Raw genomic sequence first — 17,805 nt, forward strand, 5'->3', positions numbered from 1 at the left:
CGACGGCGCGGGCTACTGCCCGAGGTCCGCGACCTCGAAGCTCCACAGCTCGGCGGAGACGCCGACGGGCCGCTGGCGTTCCTGCGCTGCGCCTTCTGTGCCCGCGCCTTCTGCGGCTGCGCCTTCTGTGCCCGTTGCACTTGCCGCGCTGGCACCGGCAGTTGCCTCGCTGCCCTCGGCGCCCTGTGCGCCGCCGCCCTGCGCGCCGCCGGGACGCCCGTGGCCGTGCCCGAACGAGGCCGAGTTCCGCCACGCCTCGTAGCTCTCCTCGTCGGCCCACCGGGTCACAACGAGCCACACGTTGCGGCCGTCGCTCGGCTGGAGTAGCTCGAAGCCCTCGAACCCGGGCTGACCGTCCACGGCGTTCGCACGGCCGGCGAAGCGGCGTGCGAGTTCGTCGCCGGAGTCGGCGGGCACGGTGATGGCGTTGATCTTGACGATGCTCATGCTGACCATTCTGGCAGCCGCCACCCGGCCGAAGTCACCTTCTCGCGGAGAAGTCACCCTCAAGCGAACTTCTCGGCGAGAAGGTGACTCCAATCCGATGTGAAGCGCCCCGCTACGCCCCCGCAACCCCTCGGCCACGCGCCGCCGCTACACTCGGCACCAGGCCAGCAGCGCAAAGGAGCACCCGCATGACCACGTGGCGGATCCGGGACTTCCATCCCTCGGACCTTGACGGCATCCTCCATCTGTGGAGCGCCATGATGGAATCGGGCATCGAGCCTGTGTATTCCCTCTCGGAGGTGCTCGCGAGCTGCCAGGCCGACTACGCCGTCGTCGCCGTCCACGGTGAGGACATCGTGGGGGCCGCGGTCGGACGCGCTGCGCATGAGCAGGGGTGGATCGTCTTCCTCGCGACCCTGCCCGAATGGCGGGGGAGGGGCATCGGCACCGGGCTCCTCGCGGCACTCGAGCACCGCATGGCGCCGCTCGGCCTCGCGAAGCTCTCGGCGCTCATGCCCGACACTGAGACCCGCATCGACGCGTTCCTCAACCGCGGCTTCAAGGACGTGAAGAACCTCCGGTTCTTCGAGCGGCAGATCCCGGTGCAGCGGGCGGAACTCGGCCCGCTCGCGCAGCTCGGAGGCCGCGTCCTGCCGCGCAATCTGTGGGACAACGTGGCCGGGATGCAGCGCGAGAAGCAGCTGCTCGAACGCCGGCTCGTGCTTCCGCTCGCCGAGGCGGAGCTCGCGGACGAATTCGGCGTCGTGCCGCCGCGCGCCGTCGTCCTCTTCGGCCCTCCCGGCACGGGCAAGACGACGTTCGCGAAGGCGATCGCTTCCCGCCTCGAGTGGCCGTTCGTGGAGGTCTTCCCGTCTCGTCTTGCCGCGGACTCGGAGGGCCTCGCCGGCGCGCTCCGCCGCACGTTCCTCGAGATCGCCGAGCTCGAGCACGCCGTCGTGTTCCTTGACGAGGTGGAGGAAATCGCCTCGCGCCGCGCCGGCGATCCGCCCAGCCCCACTCAGGGCGTCACGAACGAACTCCTCAAGATCATCCCCGCGTTCCGCGAGCAGCCGGGTCGGCTCCTCGTGTGCGCGACCAACTTCATCCGGGCCCTGGACCCCGCGTTCCTCCGGCACGGGCGCTTCGACTACGTCGTGCCGATCGGGCTTCCCGACGCCGAGGCGCGGCGCGCTATGTGGAACCGCTTCATTCCCGAGGCCGTTCTGGGGGGTGTCGACGTGGAGCTCCTCGTCGAGCGGACCGAGGGCTTCTCCCCGGCAGACATCGAGTTCGCCGCGCGTTCGGCGTCGCAGCGGGCGCTCGAGAAGGCGGTCTACGCCCCCGCCGAGGCGGCCGCCGCCCGCAACGGCCGCCGAGGCCCCACGACCGAGGACTACCTCGAAGCCGTCTCAGAGACGAAGACGACCGTGAGCGAGGAGGTCGCGGCGGCCTTCCTCGAGGACATCGAGGAACTCGCCCGGGTTTGACCCCTCCCCTCGCGCCGTCAGCTCTGCAGGGTGATCACCGCGCAAAGCTGACGGCGCAACGGGTTCTGCGACGGGCCACCAGCCGTGGCAGAGTGTTGCGCATGACTGGAGCGCTCCTGAAGGCCGCCCACCGTGTCGGCGACCGTGTCCACGCCGCCCAGACCGTGTGGGCGCGGAGGCTCGGCTTCGTCCCGCAAGTGGTGGCGTACCGGGGTTACGGCACCACGTCTCGGGTACGGATCCTCGCGCGTGTCCTGTATGGCGCCCCGGGTCTGCACAGGATCGGCGCGAATGCGACGACGGCTCCCGACCGTGGACGCGGGCGCTGCCGCGACGCGGGCTGGTACGAGCCGCCGACGCCGAGCGGGTGGACCGGCACCGAGGACATCCGCGGATGGCGCGCGTTCACGAGCATTCCGATCGAGTATTCGGCCGTCACCATTGAGGTCGGGGGGCATACGACGACGGTGCGCGCCGACTTCGGCGGCGTCATCGACGCCATGGTGCATGTCTCGCTCGAGCCCGGATGGCACGACGTCAAGATGAGCGCCGAGGGCGCCGAGCCGGCCGTGGGCCAAGTCCTCGTCATCGATCCGTCCTCGACATTCGGGATCGTCTCCGACATCGACGACACCGTGATGGTCACGGCCCTCCCGCGCCCGTTCCTCGCCCTCTGGAACACCTTCGTGCTGAGCGAACGTGCACGGACCCCCACGCCAGGGATGTCCGTGCTGCTCGACCGCCTCGCGGCCCACCACCCCGCGGCCCCCGTCATGTACCTCTCGACGGGCCCGTGGAACGCGGCCCCCACCCTCGCTCGCTTCCTCGGCCGCAACCTCTACCCGTCCGGCCCGCTCCTCCTGACCGACTGGGGCATGACGGCGGACAGCTGGTTCCGCAGCGGCCGCGAGCACAAGGCCCGGAACCTCGCGCGCCTCGCCGCCGAGTTCCCGGACCTGAAATGGCTCCTCATCGGCGACAACGGCCAGCACGACGAGTCGATCTATGCCGAGTTCGCTCGGCGCCATCCCGAGAGCGTCGCGGCCGTCGCGATCCGCGAGCTCTCCGCGGGCGAGGCGGTGTTCTCGGGCGGCACAACGCACGACGGCGGTCCCACCCCGGTCCCGGGCGTCCCCTGGGCATCCGCGCCCGACGGCGCCGGGTTGGCAGAGCAGCTCGAGAAGTTCGGCCTCCTCTAGCCTCCCGCCGGGAGGTGACGCTTGGACGTTTTCGGCCGAGAGCAATACCCAGCCCCTTGCCCTCGCCGTCCCTCCCGTAGAGAGAATGGCCCATGACAGTCCTCCTGAGGTCTCTCCAAACCGCTGTCCCTCCTACGGTTCTCAAGCAGGCGGAGGCGCGCGATGTCTTTGCGGCGCAGGAAGGCCTCACGAGGCTCGGGACCCGCTTGGTCCGCACGTGCTTCGATGCGGCCGCCATCGACACCCGCCACTCCGCCGTCGCCGAATTCTCATGGGACCTCCCCGAGACCGCCCCCGACTTCTTCGACCCATCGACCGGCCGCATCCTGAACCCGAGCACGAAGACGCGCAACGACGTCTTCGTGTCCGAGGCCACCCCGCTCTTCACCGAGACCGCACGCGCCGCACTCGAGGCCGCCGACGGGATCGGTCCCGAGGACGTCACCCACGTCATCACGGTCTCGTGCACGGGCTTCTTCAACCCCGGTCCGGACTATCGAATCGTCCGGGAGCTCGGCCTCCGCCCGTCGGTCCAGCGTTTCCATCTCGGATTCATGGGCTGCTACGCAGCCTTCCCGGCCCTGCGCGCCGCCAAGCTCTTCTGCGAGGCGGATCCGAACGCCGTCGTCCTCGTCGCCATCGTCGAGCTCTGCACACTCCACGTCCGCAGCTCGAACAACCCGGACACCATCCTCGGCGCATCCCTCTTCGCGGACGGCGCCGCGGCCGCCGTCGTCACCGCACGGGATCTCCCGCTCACTCGCCCCGCCCTGAGCCTCGATGCCTTCGAGACCACCCTCACGCCCGTGGGCGAGGACACGATGGCGTGGAACATCGGCGACCAAGGGTTCGAAATGGTGTTGGGCTCCTACGTCCCGCACATCATCGACGACCACATCACAGGCGCGCTCGAGCCGCTCCTCGCCGGGGACCCCGCGCTCGCAGGACGCCCCCACAACGGGATCGAGCACTGGGCGATCCACCCGGGCGGCCGGAGCATCGTCGACAAGGTCGTGGCCCGGCTCGGCCTGAGCGAGGCGCAGGCCGAGCCCGCGCGCGAGACGCTTCGGGAATTCGGCAACATGAGCAGCGCGACCATCATGTTCGTCTTCGAGCGGATCCTCGGCCTGCCTCGGCCAACCGGGCAACCGGCGGGCCCTGACGCGGAGCGGGTGTGTGCGATGGCCTTCGGCCCCGGCCTCACGGTCGAGACGGCGCTGCTCACCCGCGTGAACCCTTGACCTCTGGCATCGAGACCTCTGGCATCGAACGCCACGAGGTCGTGATCGTGGGCGGCGGCCCCGTCGGCCTCTGCCTCGGCGTGCTGCTCGCGGACCGGGGGATCGACGTCGTCGTCCTCGAGTCCCGTGCCGAGCGGAGCCAGCACTCGCGGGCTATCGGCATCCATCCGCCCGGACTGCGCGTTCTCGCGGCAGCGGGGGTCGCCGAGACGCTCAAGGCTGCGGGCGTGGAGCTCACCGAAGGCAGAGCCCGTTCGCAGGGGCAGGAGGTGGCGCGGCTCGAGTTCGATCCCCCCGTCCTCTCCGTCCCGCAGTGGCTCACCGAGCAGACGCTTGAGGCGCGGCTCGCCGAGCTTGCGCCGGGGGCGCTCCGGCGAGGAGTGCACGCGGTAGGGCTCGGAAAGGCGGGCGGGGCGGGTCAAGGCGGTGCCGCCGTCGTCCGCGCTCTCGACGGAGGCAGCGAGGTGAGCGTCGCCGGCCGCTGGGTCGTGGCGGCCGACGGCGCGCGCTCGCCCCTGCGCGGCGCCCTCGGCATTCCGGTGCGGGAGCGGCAGTACCCGGACGCCTATCTCATGGGCGACTTCGCGGACACGACGCCCGACGGCGCGGCCGCCGTCCTGCACCTCGAGCCGGAGGGCATCGTCGAGTCCTTCCCGCTCCCGGGTGGCGTGCGGCGGTGGGTCGTGCATACGGACGCGCTCGAGACGGACCCGACTCCCGAGCGGCTCGCGCGCCTCGTCGTCGAGCGGACGGGCCTCGCCGTGGATCCGCGGACCAGCACGATGCTCAGCGCGTTCACCGTGTGCGAGCGCTTGGCGGCGGCGATGCTTCGCGGCCGCGTCGTGCTGATCGGCGACGCGGCGCACGAGGTGAGCCCGATCGGCGGCCAGGGCATGACCCTCGGCTGGCTCGACGCAGAGGCCTTCGCACCGCTGCTCGCCGAGGACGTCCGGGCGGTGCGCTACGGGTGGGAGTCCGATGGCGCAGTGGCCTGGCCCGCCCTGCGGGCTCGGGTCGCCGAAGGACGACGGCGGGCGGCGGCCGAGGCGGCCCGGCATGCCGCCCTCAACATGGCCCTCGGGCGCCCGCTGCCGCCCACGCTCATGGCGGCGCGCAACGCGGTCTTCCGTGGGTTGTACGGGGCGCCGGTGATCCGGGGCTGGACGTCGCGGCGCTTCACCATGCAAAGCTGACGGCGCGAGCTCGAGGACCGCGACCCCTCTCGTCGCGCCGTCAGCTCTGCAGGGTGCGCTCCTGTCGCGCCGTCAGCTCCGCAGGGTGCGCTCCTGTCGCGCCGTCAGCTCCGCAGGGTCGAGAACCCACGGGTCTCGCGGCAGCGCGGCTGCCGAGAACGCCTCGAGAGCGGCGGGAAGCGAACGGGGCAGGCCGAGGGACGCGAGGAGGATCTCCGCGACCCGCTCGGCCGGAACGCCGTGAGCCGCGAGAGCGGCGAGCGTCACGGCGCCGTCGCGCTTCGCGAGCCGCCGCCCCTGCGGGTTGAGCACGAGCGGAACGTGCGCGTACTCCGGCACCGCGTATCCCAGCAGCCCTGCGAGGTAGGCCTGCCGCGGGGTCGAGGGCAGGAGATCGTCGCCGCGGATCACCTGGTCCACGCCCTGCGCAGCGTCGTCGACGACCACCGCGAGGTTGTACGCGACCACCCCGTCGTTGCGCCGCAGCACGAAGTCGTCGACGAGGCCCACGTACCGGCCGTGCAGCACGTCCGCGACCGCCCCTTCGGTGACCCCGGCACGGAGCCTGACGGCAGCGGGACGCTCGGCCCGCCGTCGTCCGCGCTCCGCCTCAGTGAGGTCGCGGCACGTGCCCGGGTAGGCGCCCTGGGGTGCATGGGGGGCACTGGGGGCCTCCTGGATCTCGCGGCGGGTGCAGTAGCACTCGTACGTGAGTCCGGCGTCGGTGAGGGCGTCCAGGGCCCCCTCGTAGAGCTCCGTGCGCTCGCTCTGCCGCACGACCGGCCCGTCCCAGCCGATCCCGATCGCCGCGAGGTCCCGGAGCTGGGCTTCCTCCGCTCCCGCGCGGGCGCGGTCGAGATCCTCGACGCGGACCAGGAACTGGCGCCCGGTCGACCGGGCGAACAGCCACGCGAGCAGTGCAGTCCTGAGGTTCCCGAGGTGGAGTTCGCCGGAGGGGCTGGGGGCGAAGCGGCCGGCGGGCATCATGGCCACAAGGTTAGCCCGCCCTCCTGCGCTCCCGATTTGAGGGTGCGCTACCGCACGCGCCTATGCTTGATATCCGTGACAGATCCCCGCTGGCTCTCGGCTGAGGAGCGCCGCGCGTGGCTGGCCCTCTTGAGCGTGACGACGCTCCTGCCGGCCGCCCTCGACGCCCACCTCATGTCCCTCGGCAGACTCTCGCTCTTCGACTACAACGTCCTCGCGATGCTCAGCGAGGCGGACGGCCGCTCCCTGCCCATGAAGGAACTCGCGGCCCGCACCTCGGCCTCGCTCTCGCGCCTCTCCCACGTGGTGACGAAGCTGCAGAGCCGCGGCTGGATCGATCGGCAGCCCTCGCCCGACGACGCCCGCGTCACGAACGCGCACCTCACCGACCTCGGGTGGGAGACGATCGCCGACCTTGCGCCTGAGCACGTCGAGCGCGTGCGGGAGATCGTCTTCGACGGGCTCGGCGCAGAGGATGCGCGCCGGCTCGGCGATATCGCAGAGAAGATCGTCGCCCAACTCGACGAGGCTTCCTGGATCTTCCGGGACAGCGAGCGGGACTCCGGCCTTCCGTGTCCCACGCGGCGCGTCGTGCGGGAGACACCTCGAACAGCGGACGACGGCGGGAGTGCGGCATGAGCGGGGAGTTCACGAAGCGCTGGGTCGCCCTGGGCGACTCGTTCACTGAGGGTGTCGGTGACCCGGATGCGTCACGGCCGAACGGTGTGCGCGGGTGGGCCGATCGGGCCGCCGAGCAGCTCCAAGCCGCTGATCCCGATTTCGGGTACGCCAACCTCGCCATCCGCGGCAAGAAGCTGCGTCAGGTGATCACCGAGCAGCTCGAACCGGCCCTCGCGCTCCGCCCGACCCTCGTGACCCTGTACGCGGGTGCCAACGACATCCTGCGTCCGAAGGTCGACATCGACGGACTACTCGAGGAATACGACGCCGCCGTGGCCCGCCTCCAGCAGGCCGGAGCCCAAGTGCTCCTGTTCACGGGGTTCGACGCGGGGACATCGAAGATCTTCGGCGCCATGCGTGGTCGCACCGCGATCTACAACGAGCAGATCCGCTGGATCGCCGACCGCCGCGGGGCCATGCTCGTCGACTACTGGCGCTTCCACGAATTCCAGGACTGGCGCATGTGGGCCGAGGACCGCATGCACATGTCCAGCCTGGGCCACGCGACCATGGCCAACCGGGTCCTGGGGATCCTCGAGCACGAGGGCCTCGCAGACCTGCCCGACGTGCCCGAGCTCCCGATCCTGAGCGTCCGCGAACGGTTCCGCGCCAACGCAACGTGGGCCCGCGAGTTCGCCGGTCCGTGGGTGATGCGGCGGCTCACCGGCCGCTCCTCGGGGGACAACCTGAGCCCGAAGTACCCGGAGCTCGTGAGACTCTAGCCGCTCGGACGCCACCTCCCGCGTGTGGGGAGGCGTTCGGTTCGACGGCTCTTCCGCCGGGTTCCCCGGTTTCTGGGCCGGGTTCCCCAGTTTCTGGGCCGGCTTCCCCAGTTTTTGCGCCGGGTTCCCCAGTTTTCTGGGCCGGCTTCCCCAGTTCTTGACCCGGCTTCCCCAAGGTCTCGAGTCTTGACCCGGCGTGTCGCCCTGTCTTCGCGGCGAGTCGCCTCGTCGTCGGCCTAATGGTTGGTGAGCGCGGCCGGGAAGTTGGGGAGGACGGCGCGGATGGTGGGGAGGACGGCGTAATGGTTGGGGAGTGCGGCCGGGAAGTTGGGGAGGACGGCGTAATAGTTGGGGAGCGGGACGCCGCACCTAACGCGGGCCGCCGGCCGCGTTACGTGACCAACGAAGGGCCCGCCCCGCCTACGCCGCGCGCGGGGCGCGGAAGCCGGGGGTGGCGAGGAGGCCGCCGTCGTTCGTCACGGCCAGCACGTCCACGTCCCACTGCGCCGTCGCGAGGTCGAGCATTTCGCGCCCTCCCGCCACGATCGCGGTCGCGAGGACGTCGGCGGTCTCGATGTCCCCGGCCGCGACACTGACCTGCACGAACTCCGGGCTGCCGCCGCCCACCGCCCAGATGTGGTCGCCGCGCTCGGCGCTGCCCGACGTCGCGAGCGCCCTCCGCGCCACGCAGCCCGGCGCCCCAGCCAGCGGGTAGGCGCCCAGCAGCGTGCGCCGGTCGTCAGGGTCGACGACGCCGGCGAGCCACGGGCGGCCGGCGTCCCCGCCGGGAGTGGCGTCCGACGGCGATGGCGTGCCCGAGACCAGCACGTCACCGCCAGCGTTGAGGCACCAATCGGTGAGGCCGAGTGCCACGAGGGAGCGCCCCGCCTCGGCGATCGCGCGGGCCTTGACGATGCCGCTGAGGTCGAGGACGCCGTCGGGCCGTTCAGGGGTGAATGAGCCGTGGGTCCGCCGCCGCCACTCGATCGCGTCGGTGTATACCGCCCGCGTCTCAGCGCTCGCGTTGGCAAGACGCAGGACGCCCCGTGCGAGCGCGCTGGCCTCCGAGTCCTCTCGGAACAGGCTGAACCGGTCCTCGAGGGTTGCGAAATCGGCCTCGATGATTCGGACGGCCGCGTCGAGCCGTCTCGACGCAATGGCCGCGCCGTCGGGTCGGGCAGGGAAGGCGGCGCTCAAGCTCACGACCGTCCCCATCGCCAGGAACGTCCGCGCGTTGAGGCTCGTCGGCTGGGTCTCAGGCATGGGCTGCATTGAGGGCCGCCTGCAGGGACGCCACGTAGCCCTCCGAGGTGTAGGTCGCGCCGCTCACCGTGTCGACGTTTGCCGACTGCGCCTGGAGCACTTCGGAACGGAGGATCGGCGCCGCCTCGGAGTTGATCATGTCGGAGCGCATGTCGTCGCCGGTCAGCTGGGGCGTCTGCACGTCCGTGATCTTCCCGCCGGACACCACGACCTGCACCTGGACGATCCCATAGCGGGTTTCTTCCGCGGTCCCGGTGAACGTGCCGTTCTTGAGCGCGGACGACGTCGACGCCTGGCCCCCGCTGCTGGCCGATCCCGAGTTGGAGGTGCTTGAGCCGCTGGTTCCGCTGGACCCTGTGGTTCCAGAGCCTGTGGTTCCAGAGCCTGTGGTCCCAGCAGCCGCCCCGTTCGTACCAGAGCTTCCCGTCGAGGTCGACGATCCGCTGGAGGCAGTTCCCGCGTTCCCGTTCGTCGCCGAGTTCGTGACGCCGGTGACCTTCGAGGCTTCGATGCTCTGCGCGCCGGCCTGCCAACCGATGGCGAGGATTCCGAAGGAAGCGAGGGCGGCTGCGGCCGCTGCCCGGGCCCTCACCAGTCGAACCTTTCGTGATGGAGCTGCTCGTCCGAGAGGCCTGCGGACTTTGCGTCTTCGAGGACGGCGTCCGCCCACTTCTTGGGGCCGCAGACGTACACGTCGGACGCCCTGAGGTTCGGCACGTAGTTGCTCAGGGCAAGGCCGGTCTGGTGCCGGGGCAGCCAGGGGTTGCCGTGGCGCGCACGCTGGCCGACGAGTTCGTACATGGTTGCTCCTCTCTGCCTGCAGAGTTCGGCGATCTCGTCGCGGAGGTAGAGGGTCTCAGGGGTTGAAGCACGGAGGATCACGGTCGCCTCGCCGGGCTCGAACTCGGCGCGCTCGAGGATGGCGCGGAGCGGGGTGATGCCGATCCCGGATCCGACGAGCACGAGCCCCGGGCGGGTCCGCGCGGCATGGCCGAACAGGCCGTAGGGACCGGATACGGCGACTTTGGTGCCGGGCTTGACGGACGTGAGCGCCGCGCTGCCCTTGCCGAGGTTCCGGACGGTGATCCGGAGTCGTCCGGCGGCCGGGTCGGCCGAGAGGCTGAACGGGTGGTGGTGCCACCAGAGCCGCGGGGCCAGGAAGCGCCAGATGAAGAACCTGCCGCCTGCTCCGGCGAGTTCCTCGAGCCGCAGCCCTGTGAGCTCGATGCTCACCGCGCCGTCGCCCGCCGACACCACCCGTGTGACGCTGAGCTGGTGGCGGAACGTGAGGGCCACTGGAGCCCAGACCCGGTAGCGGAGCAGCGCCGCGAGCACCACGAGGTAGAACACGATCCAGTACCACCGCTGCCACTGGCCCGGGCTGAAGAGCTGGCCCTCGCTGAACTGGTGGGGCAGGGCGGTCAGGACCGCGGCGTACGTGAGGAGGTGGACCACGTACCAGAATTTGTACGGGTACCTCTTCCTGACCGCGACGAGCGAGGTCACGACGACGAGGATGAACAGCACCATCGAGATGAACGCGATCCACATGTCCGGGAGGCTGTTCCACATGGAGACGCCCTCGGCGATCGGGTTGAGCCTGTCTGTGAGACCGTAGCCGATGAGCAGGAAGACCATGTGCGCGAGGATCAGGTAGAGCGCGGGCTTGCCGAGCTTGCCGTGGATCTCCATGGCACGGTCGTGCCCGATGGTGCCGTCGATCAGGGGGATCCGCGCCGCGAGCAGCAGCATGACCAGCACGAGATCGGTGCCGATGAGGCCGGTGATGATGCCGACCGAGGTCGTGGCGGTGGTGAAGTTGTTGAACTGCGCCGCCCCGCCGTCGGCCAAGTAGAGCGCGACCGAGGCCGCCGCGGAAGCCCAGGCGAGCGTCGTGAGGAAGTCTTCGCGCAGCAGGCGGCGCCGGCCCCTTTGGCGCAGCTCACGGGCGAGCCCGTTGCTGCCCGGACGGGGGCGGGGCGGCGGTGCGGGCCGCTCGGCGGATCGGAATGCTGTGGTCATGCCATTAACTTTCGGCTTCAACCCTGTTGAAACCCTGTGACCGCGCTTGACGCCGAGTATGGGAGCCCGCTAAAGGGTGTGATGTGCCTCCTACCGGCCCGGGAAGACTGCCGCGCGCTTCTCGATGAACGCCGTCGTGCCCTCTTTCATGTCCTCCGTGCCGAAGGCCGCGCGGAAGGTGCGGGCCTCGATGTCGAGGCCCTCCGTCGTCGTCCTGCCGGTGGCCTGGTTGATGGAGCGCTTCGAGAGGGCGACGGCGGTCGGGGACTTGGTGGCGATCTCGCGGATCGTCTCGGCTGCGGCTGCGAGGAGTTCCTCGCGGGCGGGAAGCACACGGTTGACGAGGCCGAGGCGGTGGGCCTCGTGGGCGTCGATGCGGCGGCCCGTGTAGATGAGCTCCCGTGCCATGCCGAGGCCGATCCGCTGCTGGAGGCGCACCGAGCCGCCGAAGCCGGGGACCAGCCCGAGGTTGACCTCGGGCTGACCGAACTGGGCGCGTTCGCTCGCGTAGATGAAGTCGGCTGCGAGGGCGAGTTCGCAGCCTCCGCCCAGAGCGAATCCGTCGACGCAAGCGATGACCGGGACCGGGACCGTCTCGAGCGCGAGGGTCACGGCGTGCATCGATCGGGCGTAGAACTCGGCCTGGTCGGCGTCCATGCCGGTCATCTCGCGGATGTCCGCGCCGGCCACGAAGGCCTTCCCGCCCGCGCCGGTGAGGATGACGCCGCGAACCGGCCACGCGCCGTCGTCCGCCGTCCCGTGAACGCCTGTGGATGCGGGGCTCGTGCCCGTCCCGCCGAGCCTGTTGAGCACCTCGCACACCCTTGCGAGTTCCTCGACGACCTTCCCGGAGAGGGCGTTGAGCGCATCGGGGCGGTTGACGGTGACGGTCGCGACCCCGCCTGACGTCTCAATGGCCAGGGTTTCGAAGCTGCCGAAGTCCATGGATCCTCGTTCCTCATGCTCGTCGTCGGGCCGGGGCTGGAGGTATGCCCGCTGTCACAGGCTAGCGGAGGGCGTGGGAGTTGGTTCAGTACCGCGAGGCTCAGTGATCGGCCACGGAGTCCTGTCGCGGCCTGCTTACGGTCTTGGCGTCCATGCTGCACATCGAGGAGGACCAATGAAGCTCGCCATTCTCGCCTCAGCGGCCGGCGAGCGGATGACGGTGGCGGGGCACCGTCTGCACGCCAGCGCCACTGCGCTCGTCTCCGAGGCGGGGCTAGGCTGGGGCCATGTCGACGGAGCAGACTCAGTCCCAGTCCCCAGCAGCGTCAGGCACCGACAGCACAGCCACCTACAGCACCTCGGGTTCCTACGTGCACAGCGGCGAGGAGTTCACGCGCGACACGAGGTACATCGAGGACAGGATCACGCGGGACGGCACCTTCCCGCCCGGATCCCGGGCCCCGGAAGGGGCGAAGGCCTGGCCGGTCGAGGCCGGCCGCTACCGCCTCGTGGCCGCCCGAGCCTGCCCGTGGGCGAACCGCACGATCATCGTCCGCCGGCTCCTCGGCCTCGAAGGCGCCATCTCCCTCGGCCTGCCCGGCCCAACCCACGACTCCCGTTCATGGACGTTCGATCTCGACCCCGACGGCCGCGACCCGGTCCTCGGCATCGAGCGGCTCCAGGAGGCCTACTTCAAGCGCTTCCCCGACTACCCGCGCGGCATCACGGTCCCCGCGATCGTCGACGTGCCGAGCGGCGCGGTTGTCACCAACGACTACCCCCAGATCACCCTCGACTTCGGGTCCGAGTGGACGGAGTTCCACCGCGACGGCGCTCCCGACCTCTACCCGGAGGCGCTCCGCGACGAGATCGACGAGGTCAACGACCGGGTCTTCAAGGACGTCAACAACGGCGTCTACCGCTGCGGCTTCGCGGGCTCGCAGGAGGCCTACGACCGCGCTTACGACCGTCTCTTCGACGCGATCGATTGGCTTGAGGAGCGCCTCACGAGCCGCCGCTATCTCGTCGGGGACACGATCACCGAGGCGGATGTCCGCCTCTTCACGACGCTCGCGCGCTTCGACGCCGTCTACCACGGCCACTTCAAGTGCAATCGGAACAAGCTCAGCGAGCAGCCAGCCCTCTGGGCCTACGCCCGCGACCTGTTCCAGACCCCCGGCTTCGGCGACACGATCGACTTCGTGCAGATCAAGCGGCACTACTACATCGTCCACGAGGACATCAACCCGACGCAGATCGTCCCGAAGGGCCCGGATACGTCCAACTGGCTGACCCCGCACGGCCGCGAACAGCTTGGAGGCCGACCGTTCGGTGACGGCACGCCTCCCGGGCCGCCGCCCGAGGACGAGCGCGTCGCCGCGGGCCATAACCCGCTGTACCCGGGGGAGCAATCGTGACGCCTCCGCGCATCGCGGTCACCTGGCCCGGGTCTGCGCCCGCCTACCCCGAGTGGTTCCATGCCGAACTCGATCGCCTGACCAAGAGTGCGGCGGACGCGGTCGAACGCGCAGGAGGTACCGCCGTCGTCTTCGACGCCGCCGATCCACAACTCGCGGGGGCACTCCTGCGGGACGACGACTGGGACGGCTTGCTCGTCATGGGCGGTGGGGACGTGGACCCGCTGCTGTACGACGGCGACCCGCACCACCCGAGCGTGTCCGACGTCGATCCCACAGCGGACGCTTTCGAGGCCTCGGCGGTGGTCCACGCCCGCGCGGCCGGCCGCCCTGTCCTCGGGATCTGCCGTGGCCTCCAGATCATCAACGTCGCACTCGGTGGGAGCCTTCATGAGGACCTTCCGTTCGAGGGCACGCCGCACCGCAACTATGCGGACCCGAGCGGACCGATGGTCCCGCACGAGGTCACGATCGAACCCGGTTCCCGCCTCGCCGCTGTCGTCGGCACGAGCGCCACCGTTCCCTCCGGCCACCATCAGGCCGCGGCGCGCGTCGCCGACGGACTCCGCGTCGTGGCGCAGGCCCCGGACTGCGTCATCGAGGCGCTCGAGGCGGAGGACCCAGGGGAGTGGATCGTCGCTGTCCAGTGGCACCCCGAGGACGCCCAAGGCGATCCCGAGCAGCTCGAGGCGATCATGGGCGCGCTCGTCGAGGCGTGCCGCCAGAAGGGGACCCGCGGCGCCGAGCACGCGCGGGAGGAGGCGGTCCAGTGAGCGAACACCTCCGTTCCGAGGTCCGCGGCGGCCTCGGCATCATCACCCTCGACCGGCCGAAGGCCCTCAACTCGCTCGACCACGGCATGGTCCTCGCCTTCGAGCGGCAGCTCCGCGAGTGGGCGGAGGCGCCCGAGGTGCGGGCCGTCGTCGTCCGCGGCGGGCCTCGGGGGCTGTGCGCGGGCGGCGACGTGCGCTCGCTGTACACCGGGGCCGACGACGACGCCGTCCGCTTCTGGGCGGACGAATACCGGCTCAACGCGCTCATCGGCGCCTACCCGAAACCGTACATCCCGCTCATGGACGGGATCACGATGGGCGGTGGCCTCGGCATCTCGGCCCACGCGCCCAAGGCCTCGGGATCGGTGCGCGTCGTGACCGAGCGGACGGTCGTCGCGATGCCCGAGACGCGGATCGGCTTCACTCCCGACGTCGGCATGAGCCTTCTGCTCGCGAACGCGCCCGGCGAGCTCGGTACGCACCTGTGCCTCACATCAGGGCAGGCCGGGGGAGCGGACGCGATCCACCTCGGGTGGGCCGATGCGATGGTCCCCGCCGAACAGCTCGACGCGCTCGTCGACGCGCTCGCGGAGGCGACGGCGGCGGACTCCTGGATGGCGGCCGGTGCGGACGACGTCGTAGCCTCCTTCGCCGTCGAACCTCCGCCCGCGCCGCTCGCCGAGGTGCGCGCCTGGGCGGACGACGCATATGCGGGCGATTCGGCGACCGCCATCGCTGCGCGCCTGGAAGAGCTCGCGGCGTCCTCCGGACCGCACGCAGACGCCGCCGCGGCCGCACTCAAGGAGCTCCGTTCGGTGTGCCCCTTCTCGGTCGCGGTGGCACTCGCGGCCCTCCGGCGCTCCCCGAAGCTCGGTTCGCTCGAGGCCGTCCTCGAACAGGACCTGGCCCTCGGCACCGCGATGGTGGCCCGCCCCGACTTCCGCGAGGGCATCCGGGCGCTGCTCATCGACAAGGACGGGGCGCCCGCGTGGAACCCGGCCCGGATCGAGGACGTGGATCCGGCCGAGGTCTCGGCGGCCTTCGGCCCCTAATCCGTCGGTTGGTCGCCTCCCGCGAGCGCCTGCTCCCGCCTCCCGCCGCGCCGGCGGGACCTGACCATCGAACGCTAGTCGCCCACCCGCCGTCGCACGTCCGGCTTCCCGCTGGCACCCTCGCGGCGCTCGGCGATCCACGGCCCCGTTCCCTCGGACTGGTCGAGGATGCCCTCCTCGAGCCACGTGAAGTCCCCGTCGAGGACGCGGCGGGTGAGCCGGTGATCGGCGGGATCGGTGTTGACCCAGAGCGCGTCGAAGAGCGCTTCGACGCGGTGTCGGGACTGCTCGCAGAATGCGTCGGCGAGGTCGCGCGCGCTGTCCCCGCCCGGCGCTCCGCTGGTCCGGAGGAACTCGGCCCGACTGCAGGAGGCCGCCATCGCGAACAGCTCGGCTCCGATGTCCACGATCCGGCCGAGGAACGCCTGCCGGTGCTCGAGGCCGGCCTGCCACCGCCCCATCCCGGCGAAGGTGTGCCGCGCGAGCCGCCGCGAGGCGCGCTCAACGTAGCGGAGGTGCTTTCCGAGCGGACCGAACTCGCGGAATGACCGCGGGTCGAGGCCTGGCCCCGCGAGGAGCTTGGGGAGCCAGCGGGCGTAGAAGCCGGAAGCGTCCTTCGCGGCCCGGGCCTTTTCGGCGAGGGTTGCGTCCGGCCGGGCGAGGTCCCCGGCCGCGGCCAGATGGGCGTCGACGGCCTCGCGCGCGATGAGCAGCTGCATGATCTCCGTCGATCCCTCGAAGATGCGGTTGATCCGGATATCCCGCACGAGCTGCTCGGCTGCGACCCCGCGTTCTCCGCGTGCCATGAGGGAATCGGCCGTCTCGTACCCACGGCCGCCGCGGATCTGCACCAGCTCGTCGGCCACCCGGTAGGCCATTTCGCTCGCCCACATCTTCGCGAGCGCTGCCTCGATCCGCACGTCCTTCATGCCGGCATCGGCGAGGGCAGCGGAGAGCTCGAAGACGGACTCGAGCGCGAATGCAGTGGCCGCGATGAAGGCAATCTTCTTCCCGACCGCCTCGTGCTGGCCGATCGGCCGGCCCCACTGGACGCGGGCCTGCGACCATTCGCGCGCGATCTTGAGCGACCACTTCCCTCCGCCCGCGCACAGGGCTGGGATCGAGAGGCGCCCCGTGTTCAGGGTGGTCAGCGCGATCTTGAGCCCTTGCCCCTCGCGGCCCACCCGGTTGGCTGCCGGCACGCGCACGCTGTCGAAGCGCGTCACCCCGTTCTCGAGGCCCTTGAGGCCCATGAAGGAGTTGCGGTTCTCGACCGTGATCCCGGGGGTGTCCATCTCGACGACGAAGGCGGTGATGCCGCCCTTCCCGGCTGGCACGTCCCCCGCCTCGTCGTGGGGGAGGACCTTTGCCATGATGACCACGAGCTCCGCGACGACGCCGTTCGTCGTCCAGAGCTTGGAACCGTCGAGGACGTAGCTCTGGCCATCTTCGGCGAGCTGCGCCGTCGTCGTGAGCCTCGCGGGGTCGGAGCCGACGTCGGGCTCGGTGAGCAGGAATGCCGTCACGGCTCCGGCCGCGCACCGCGGGAGGAAGGCGTGCTTCTGTTCCTCGGTGCCGAACATCTTCACGGGTTCCGGGACGCCGATGGACTGGTGAGCGGAAAGCAGAGCGCCAATGCTCGGGTGCACGGTTCCGAGGAGCATGAGTGCGCGGCCGTAGTAGACGAGCGAGAGCCCGAGGCCCCCGTACTCCTTCGGGATCTTCATTCCGAAGGCGCCGAGGTTGGCGAGGCCGCGGATGTACTCGTCGGGAATGCGGTCCTCGGACTCGATCCTGCGCCCGTCCATCCCCCGCGCGAGCTCTTCGAGGCGCCGCAGGAACTCCTCGCCCTCGGCCACCTCCTCCTGCGGTGCGACCGGCGGCGGGTACAGGAGGTCCCACTGGAAGTCCCCGAGGTAGAGGGCCTTCGCGAAGCTGGGCCGCGTCCACGTCGTCTCCCGGCTGGCCTCCGCAACGGCGCGGGACTCCTCCCACCCCGGCTCGTGGCCCTCGGGCTGCGACTCCGGCTGGGGCTCGTTCGGGTCGGATTCGGCGTGGGTCCCGGTCGTCGTCGTGTCCGTGGTCATGGCAGCTCCCTCGCTCCCGGGGCCGCCGTGGGCCGGTGACCCTTCAGCTGTCTTTCTATGTTACGCCGGGGTACTACCCGCGGGTAGGGCGCCTCTCGGCGCTGTGCCCAAGGGACGTACGACGACGGCCGCGCACCTTTCGCGCGCAAGCTGCGAAGTCCGCGTTAAGGACGCGCTAAGAACGCCGGTTCGCCGCGTATCGGACGGTAGCCTTACTGGCGGTTGATGCGGGCATTCCCCCATACGTCCGCATCGCCGCCTGTGGTCGCCCCGGCGCGTGTTTCCCCC

The 17,805-nt window shown here is 70.7% G+C and carries 15 protein-coding genes and 1 pseudogene; 9 read left to right on the top strand and 7 right to left on the bottom strand.

All coding sequences use genetic code 11. The annotated features are described in order from the left end of the window. Positions 1 to 12 precede the first annotated feature (12 nt). A complete protein-coding gene (locus L0M17_RS02145) occupies positions 13 to 447 on the bottom strand; it encodes an antibiotic biosynthesis monooxygenase family protein (RefSeq protein WP_241050797.1) in 435 nt (144 codons plus the stop codon). Between the two features lie 188 nt (positions 448 to 635). On the opposite strand from L0M17_RS02145, the gene L0M17_RS02150 reads away from it, so the two are divergent. From L0M17_RS02150 to L0M17_RS02165, 4 genes are all read left to right on the top strand, one after another. Next, positions 636 to 1,934, top strand: a complete 1,299-nt coding sequence (locus tag L0M17_RS02150; RefSeq protein ID WP_241050799.1) for an ATP-binding protein — start codon at positions 636 to 638, stop codon at positions 1,932 to 1,934. Positions 1,935 to 2,035: 101 nt separating this feature from the next. After that, entirely contained in the window at positions 2,036 to 3,133 is a 1,098-nt protein-coding gene (locus L0M17_RS02155) for an App1 family protein phosphatidate phosphatase (RefSeq protein ID WP_241050801.1), read from the top strand. A 92-nt stretch (positions 3,134 to 3,225) separates the two neighbouring features. Continuing rightward, positions 3,226 to 4,374, top strand: a complete 1,149-nt coding sequence (locus L0M17_RS02160; protein ID WP_241050803.1) for a type III polyketide synthase — start codon at positions 3,226 to 3,228, stop codon at positions 4,372 to 4,374. Then, positions 4,371 to 5,567 carry an FAD-dependent oxidoreductase gene (locus L0M17_RS02165; protein ID WP_241050804.1) on the top strand — a complete coding sequence of 399 codons (1,197 nt, stop codon included), beginning with the start codon at positions 4,371 to 4,373 and terminating at the stop codon, positions 5,565 to 5,567. The genes L0M17_RS02160 and L0M17_RS02165 overlap by 4 nt, the downstream gene beginning before the upstream one ends. A 72-nt stretch (positions 5,568 to 5,639) precedes the next feature. Here L0M17_RS02165 and gluQRS read toward each other — a convergent pair whose 3' ends face one another. Beyond that, positions 5,640 to 6,554: a tRNA glutamyl-Q(34) synthetase GluQRS gene (gene gluQRS / locus L0M17_RS02170; protein WP_241050806.1), complete on the bottom strand. Its 915-nt coding sequence runs from the start codon at positions 6,552 to 6,554 to the stop codon at positions 5,640 to 5,642. 75 nt (positions 6,555 to 6,629) lie between these two features. On the opposite strand from gluQRS, the pseudogene L0M17_RS02175 reads away from it, so the two are divergent. Continuing rightward, positions 6,630 to 7,106 (top strand): annotated as a pseudogene (locus L0M17_RS02175) (MarR family winged helix-turn-helix transcriptional regulator); the annotation flags it as partial. An 83-nt stretch (positions 7,107 to 7,189) separates the two neighbouring features. Beyond that, positions 7,190 to 7,957: an SGNH/GDSL hydrolase family protein gene (locus L0M17_RS02180; RefSeq protein ID WP_241050807.1), complete on the top strand. Its 768-nt coding sequence runs from the start codon at positions 7,190 to 7,192 to the stop codon at positions 7,955 to 7,957. 420 nt (positions 7,958 to 8,377) lie between these two features. Here L0M17_RS02180 and L0M17_RS02185 read toward each other — a convergent pair whose 3' ends face one another. The 4 genes from L0M17_RS02185 to L0M17_RS02200 all read right to left on the bottom strand — a co-directional run bounded on the left by L0M17_RS02185 (position 8,378) and on the right by L0M17_RS02200 (position 12,187). Continuing rightward, positions 8,378 to 9,220, bottom strand: a complete 843-nt coding sequence (locus L0M17_RS02185; protein ID WP_241050809.1) for an FAD:protein FMN transferase — start codon at positions 9,218 to 9,220, stop codon at positions 8,378 to 8,380. After that, positions 9,213 to 9,812 (bottom strand): FMN-binding protein, encoded by a 600-nt coding sequence (locus L0M17_RS02190; RefSeq protein ID WP_241050810.1) that lies wholly within the window; start codon positions 9,810 to 9,812, stop codon positions 9,213 to 9,215. The genes L0M17_RS02185 and L0M17_RS02190 overlap by 8 nt, the downstream gene beginning before the upstream one ends. Continuing rightward, entirely contained in the window at positions 9,809 to 11,242 is a 1,434-nt protein-coding gene (locus L0M17_RS02195; RefSeq protein ID WP_241050812.1) for a ferredoxin reductase family protein, read from the bottom strand. Before L0M17_RS02195 ends, L0M17_RS02190 begins: the two co-directional genes overlap by 4 nt. Positions 11,243 to 11,332: 90 nt before the next feature. Beyond that, positions 11,333 to 12,187, bottom strand: a complete 855-nt coding sequence (locus tag L0M17_RS02200) for an enoyl-CoA hydratase/isomerase family protein (RefSeq protein WP_241050814.1) — start codon at positions 12,185 to 12,187, stop codon at positions 11,333 to 11,335. 287 nt (positions 12,188 to 12,474) lie between these two features. Here L0M17_RS02200 and L0M17_RS02205 point away from each other — a divergent pair, with 287 nt between their 5' ends. The 3 genes from L0M17_RS02205 to L0M17_RS02215 are packed head-to-tail and all read left to right on the top strand — an operon-like array spanning position 12,475 to position 15,430. After that, positions 12,475 to 13,605: a glutathione S-transferase family protein gene (locus L0M17_RS02205; protein ID WP_241050816.1), complete on the top strand. Its 1,131-nt coding sequence runs from the start codon at positions 12,475 to 12,477 to the stop codon at positions 13,603 to 13,605. Continuing rightward, entirely contained in the window at positions 13,602 to 14,378 is a 777-nt protein-coding gene (locus tag L0M17_RS02210) for a gamma-glutamyl-gamma-aminobutyrate hydrolase family protein (protein ID WP_241050817.1), read from the top strand. The genes L0M17_RS02205 and L0M17_RS02210 overlap by 4 nt, the downstream gene beginning before the upstream one ends. Then, the gene (locus L0M17_RS02215; RefSeq protein WP_241050819.1) at positions 14,375 to 15,430 is read left to right on the top strand and encodes a 3-hydroxyisobutyryl-CoA hydrolase; all 1,056 of its coding nucleotides are present in this window, start codon (positions 14,375 to 14,377) and stop codon (positions 15,428 to 15,430) included. Before L0M17_RS02210 ends, L0M17_RS02215 begins: the two co-directional genes overlap by 4 nt. 74 nt (positions 15,431 to 15,504) lie before the next feature. On the opposite strand, the gene L0M17_RS02220 is transcribed toward L0M17_RS02215, so the two are convergent. Beyond that, complete coding sequence (locus L0M17_RS02220) at positions 15,505 to 17,517, bottom strand: acyl-CoA dehydrogenase family protein (RefSeq protein ID WP_241050821.1); 2,013 nt, start codon at positions 17,515 to 17,517, stop codon at positions 15,505 to 15,507. Between the last annotated feature and the right edge of the window lie 288 nt (positions 17,518 to 17,805).

It is taken from the genome of Sinomonas terrae, from assembly GCF_022539255.1.
Taxonomy (GTDB): Bacteria; Actinomycetota; Actinomycetes; order Actinomycetales; family Micrococcaceae; genus Sinomonas; species Sinomonas terrae.

Bases quoted from the DNA above. Each gene is read 5' to 3' on its own strand.
- L0M17_RS02145 (WP_241050797.1), bottom strand. From the start codon at position 447: ATGAGCATCGTCAAGATCAACGCCATCACCGTGCCCGCCGACTCCGGC.
- L0M17_RS02150 (WP_241050799.1), top strand. From the start codon at position 636: ATGACCACGTGGCGGATCCGGGACTTCCATCCCTCGGACCTTGACGGC.
- L0M17_RS02155 (WP_241050801.1), top strand. From the start codon at position 2,036: ATGACTGGAGCGCTCCTGAAGGCCGCCCACCGTGTCGGCGACCGTGTC.
- L0M17_RS02160 (WP_241050803.1), top strand. From the start codon at position 3,226: ATGACAGTCCTCCTGAGGTCTCTCCAAACCGCTGTCCCTCCTACGGTT.
- gluQRS (WP_241050806.1), bottom strand. From the start codon at position 6,554: ATGATGCCCGCCGGCCGCTTCGCCCCCAGCCCCTCCGGCGAACTCCAC.
- L0M17_RS02180 (WP_241050807.1), top strand. From the start codon at position 7,190: ATGAGCGGGGAGTTCACGAAGCGCTGGGTCGCCCTGGGCGACTCGTTC.
- L0M17_RS02185 (WP_241050809.1), bottom strand. From the start codon at position 9,220: ATGCCTGAGACCCAGCCGACGAGCCTCAACGCGCGGACGTTCCTGGCG.
- L0M17_RS02195 (WP_241050812.1), bottom strand. From the start codon at position 11,242: ATGACCACAGCATTCCGATCCGCCGAGCGGCCCGCACCGCCGCCCCGC.
- L0M17_RS02200 (WP_241050814.1), bottom strand. From the start codon at position 12,187: ATGGACTTCGGCAGCTTCGAAACCCTGGCCATTGAGACGTCAGGCGGG.
- L0M17_RS02205 (WP_241050816.1), top strand. From the start codon at position 12,475: ATGTCGACGGAGCAGACTCAGTCCCAGTCCCCAGCAGCGTCAGGCACC.
- L0M17_RS02220 (WP_241050821.1), bottom strand. From the start codon at position 17,517: ATGACCACGGACACGACGACGACCGGGACCCACGCCGAATCCGACCCG.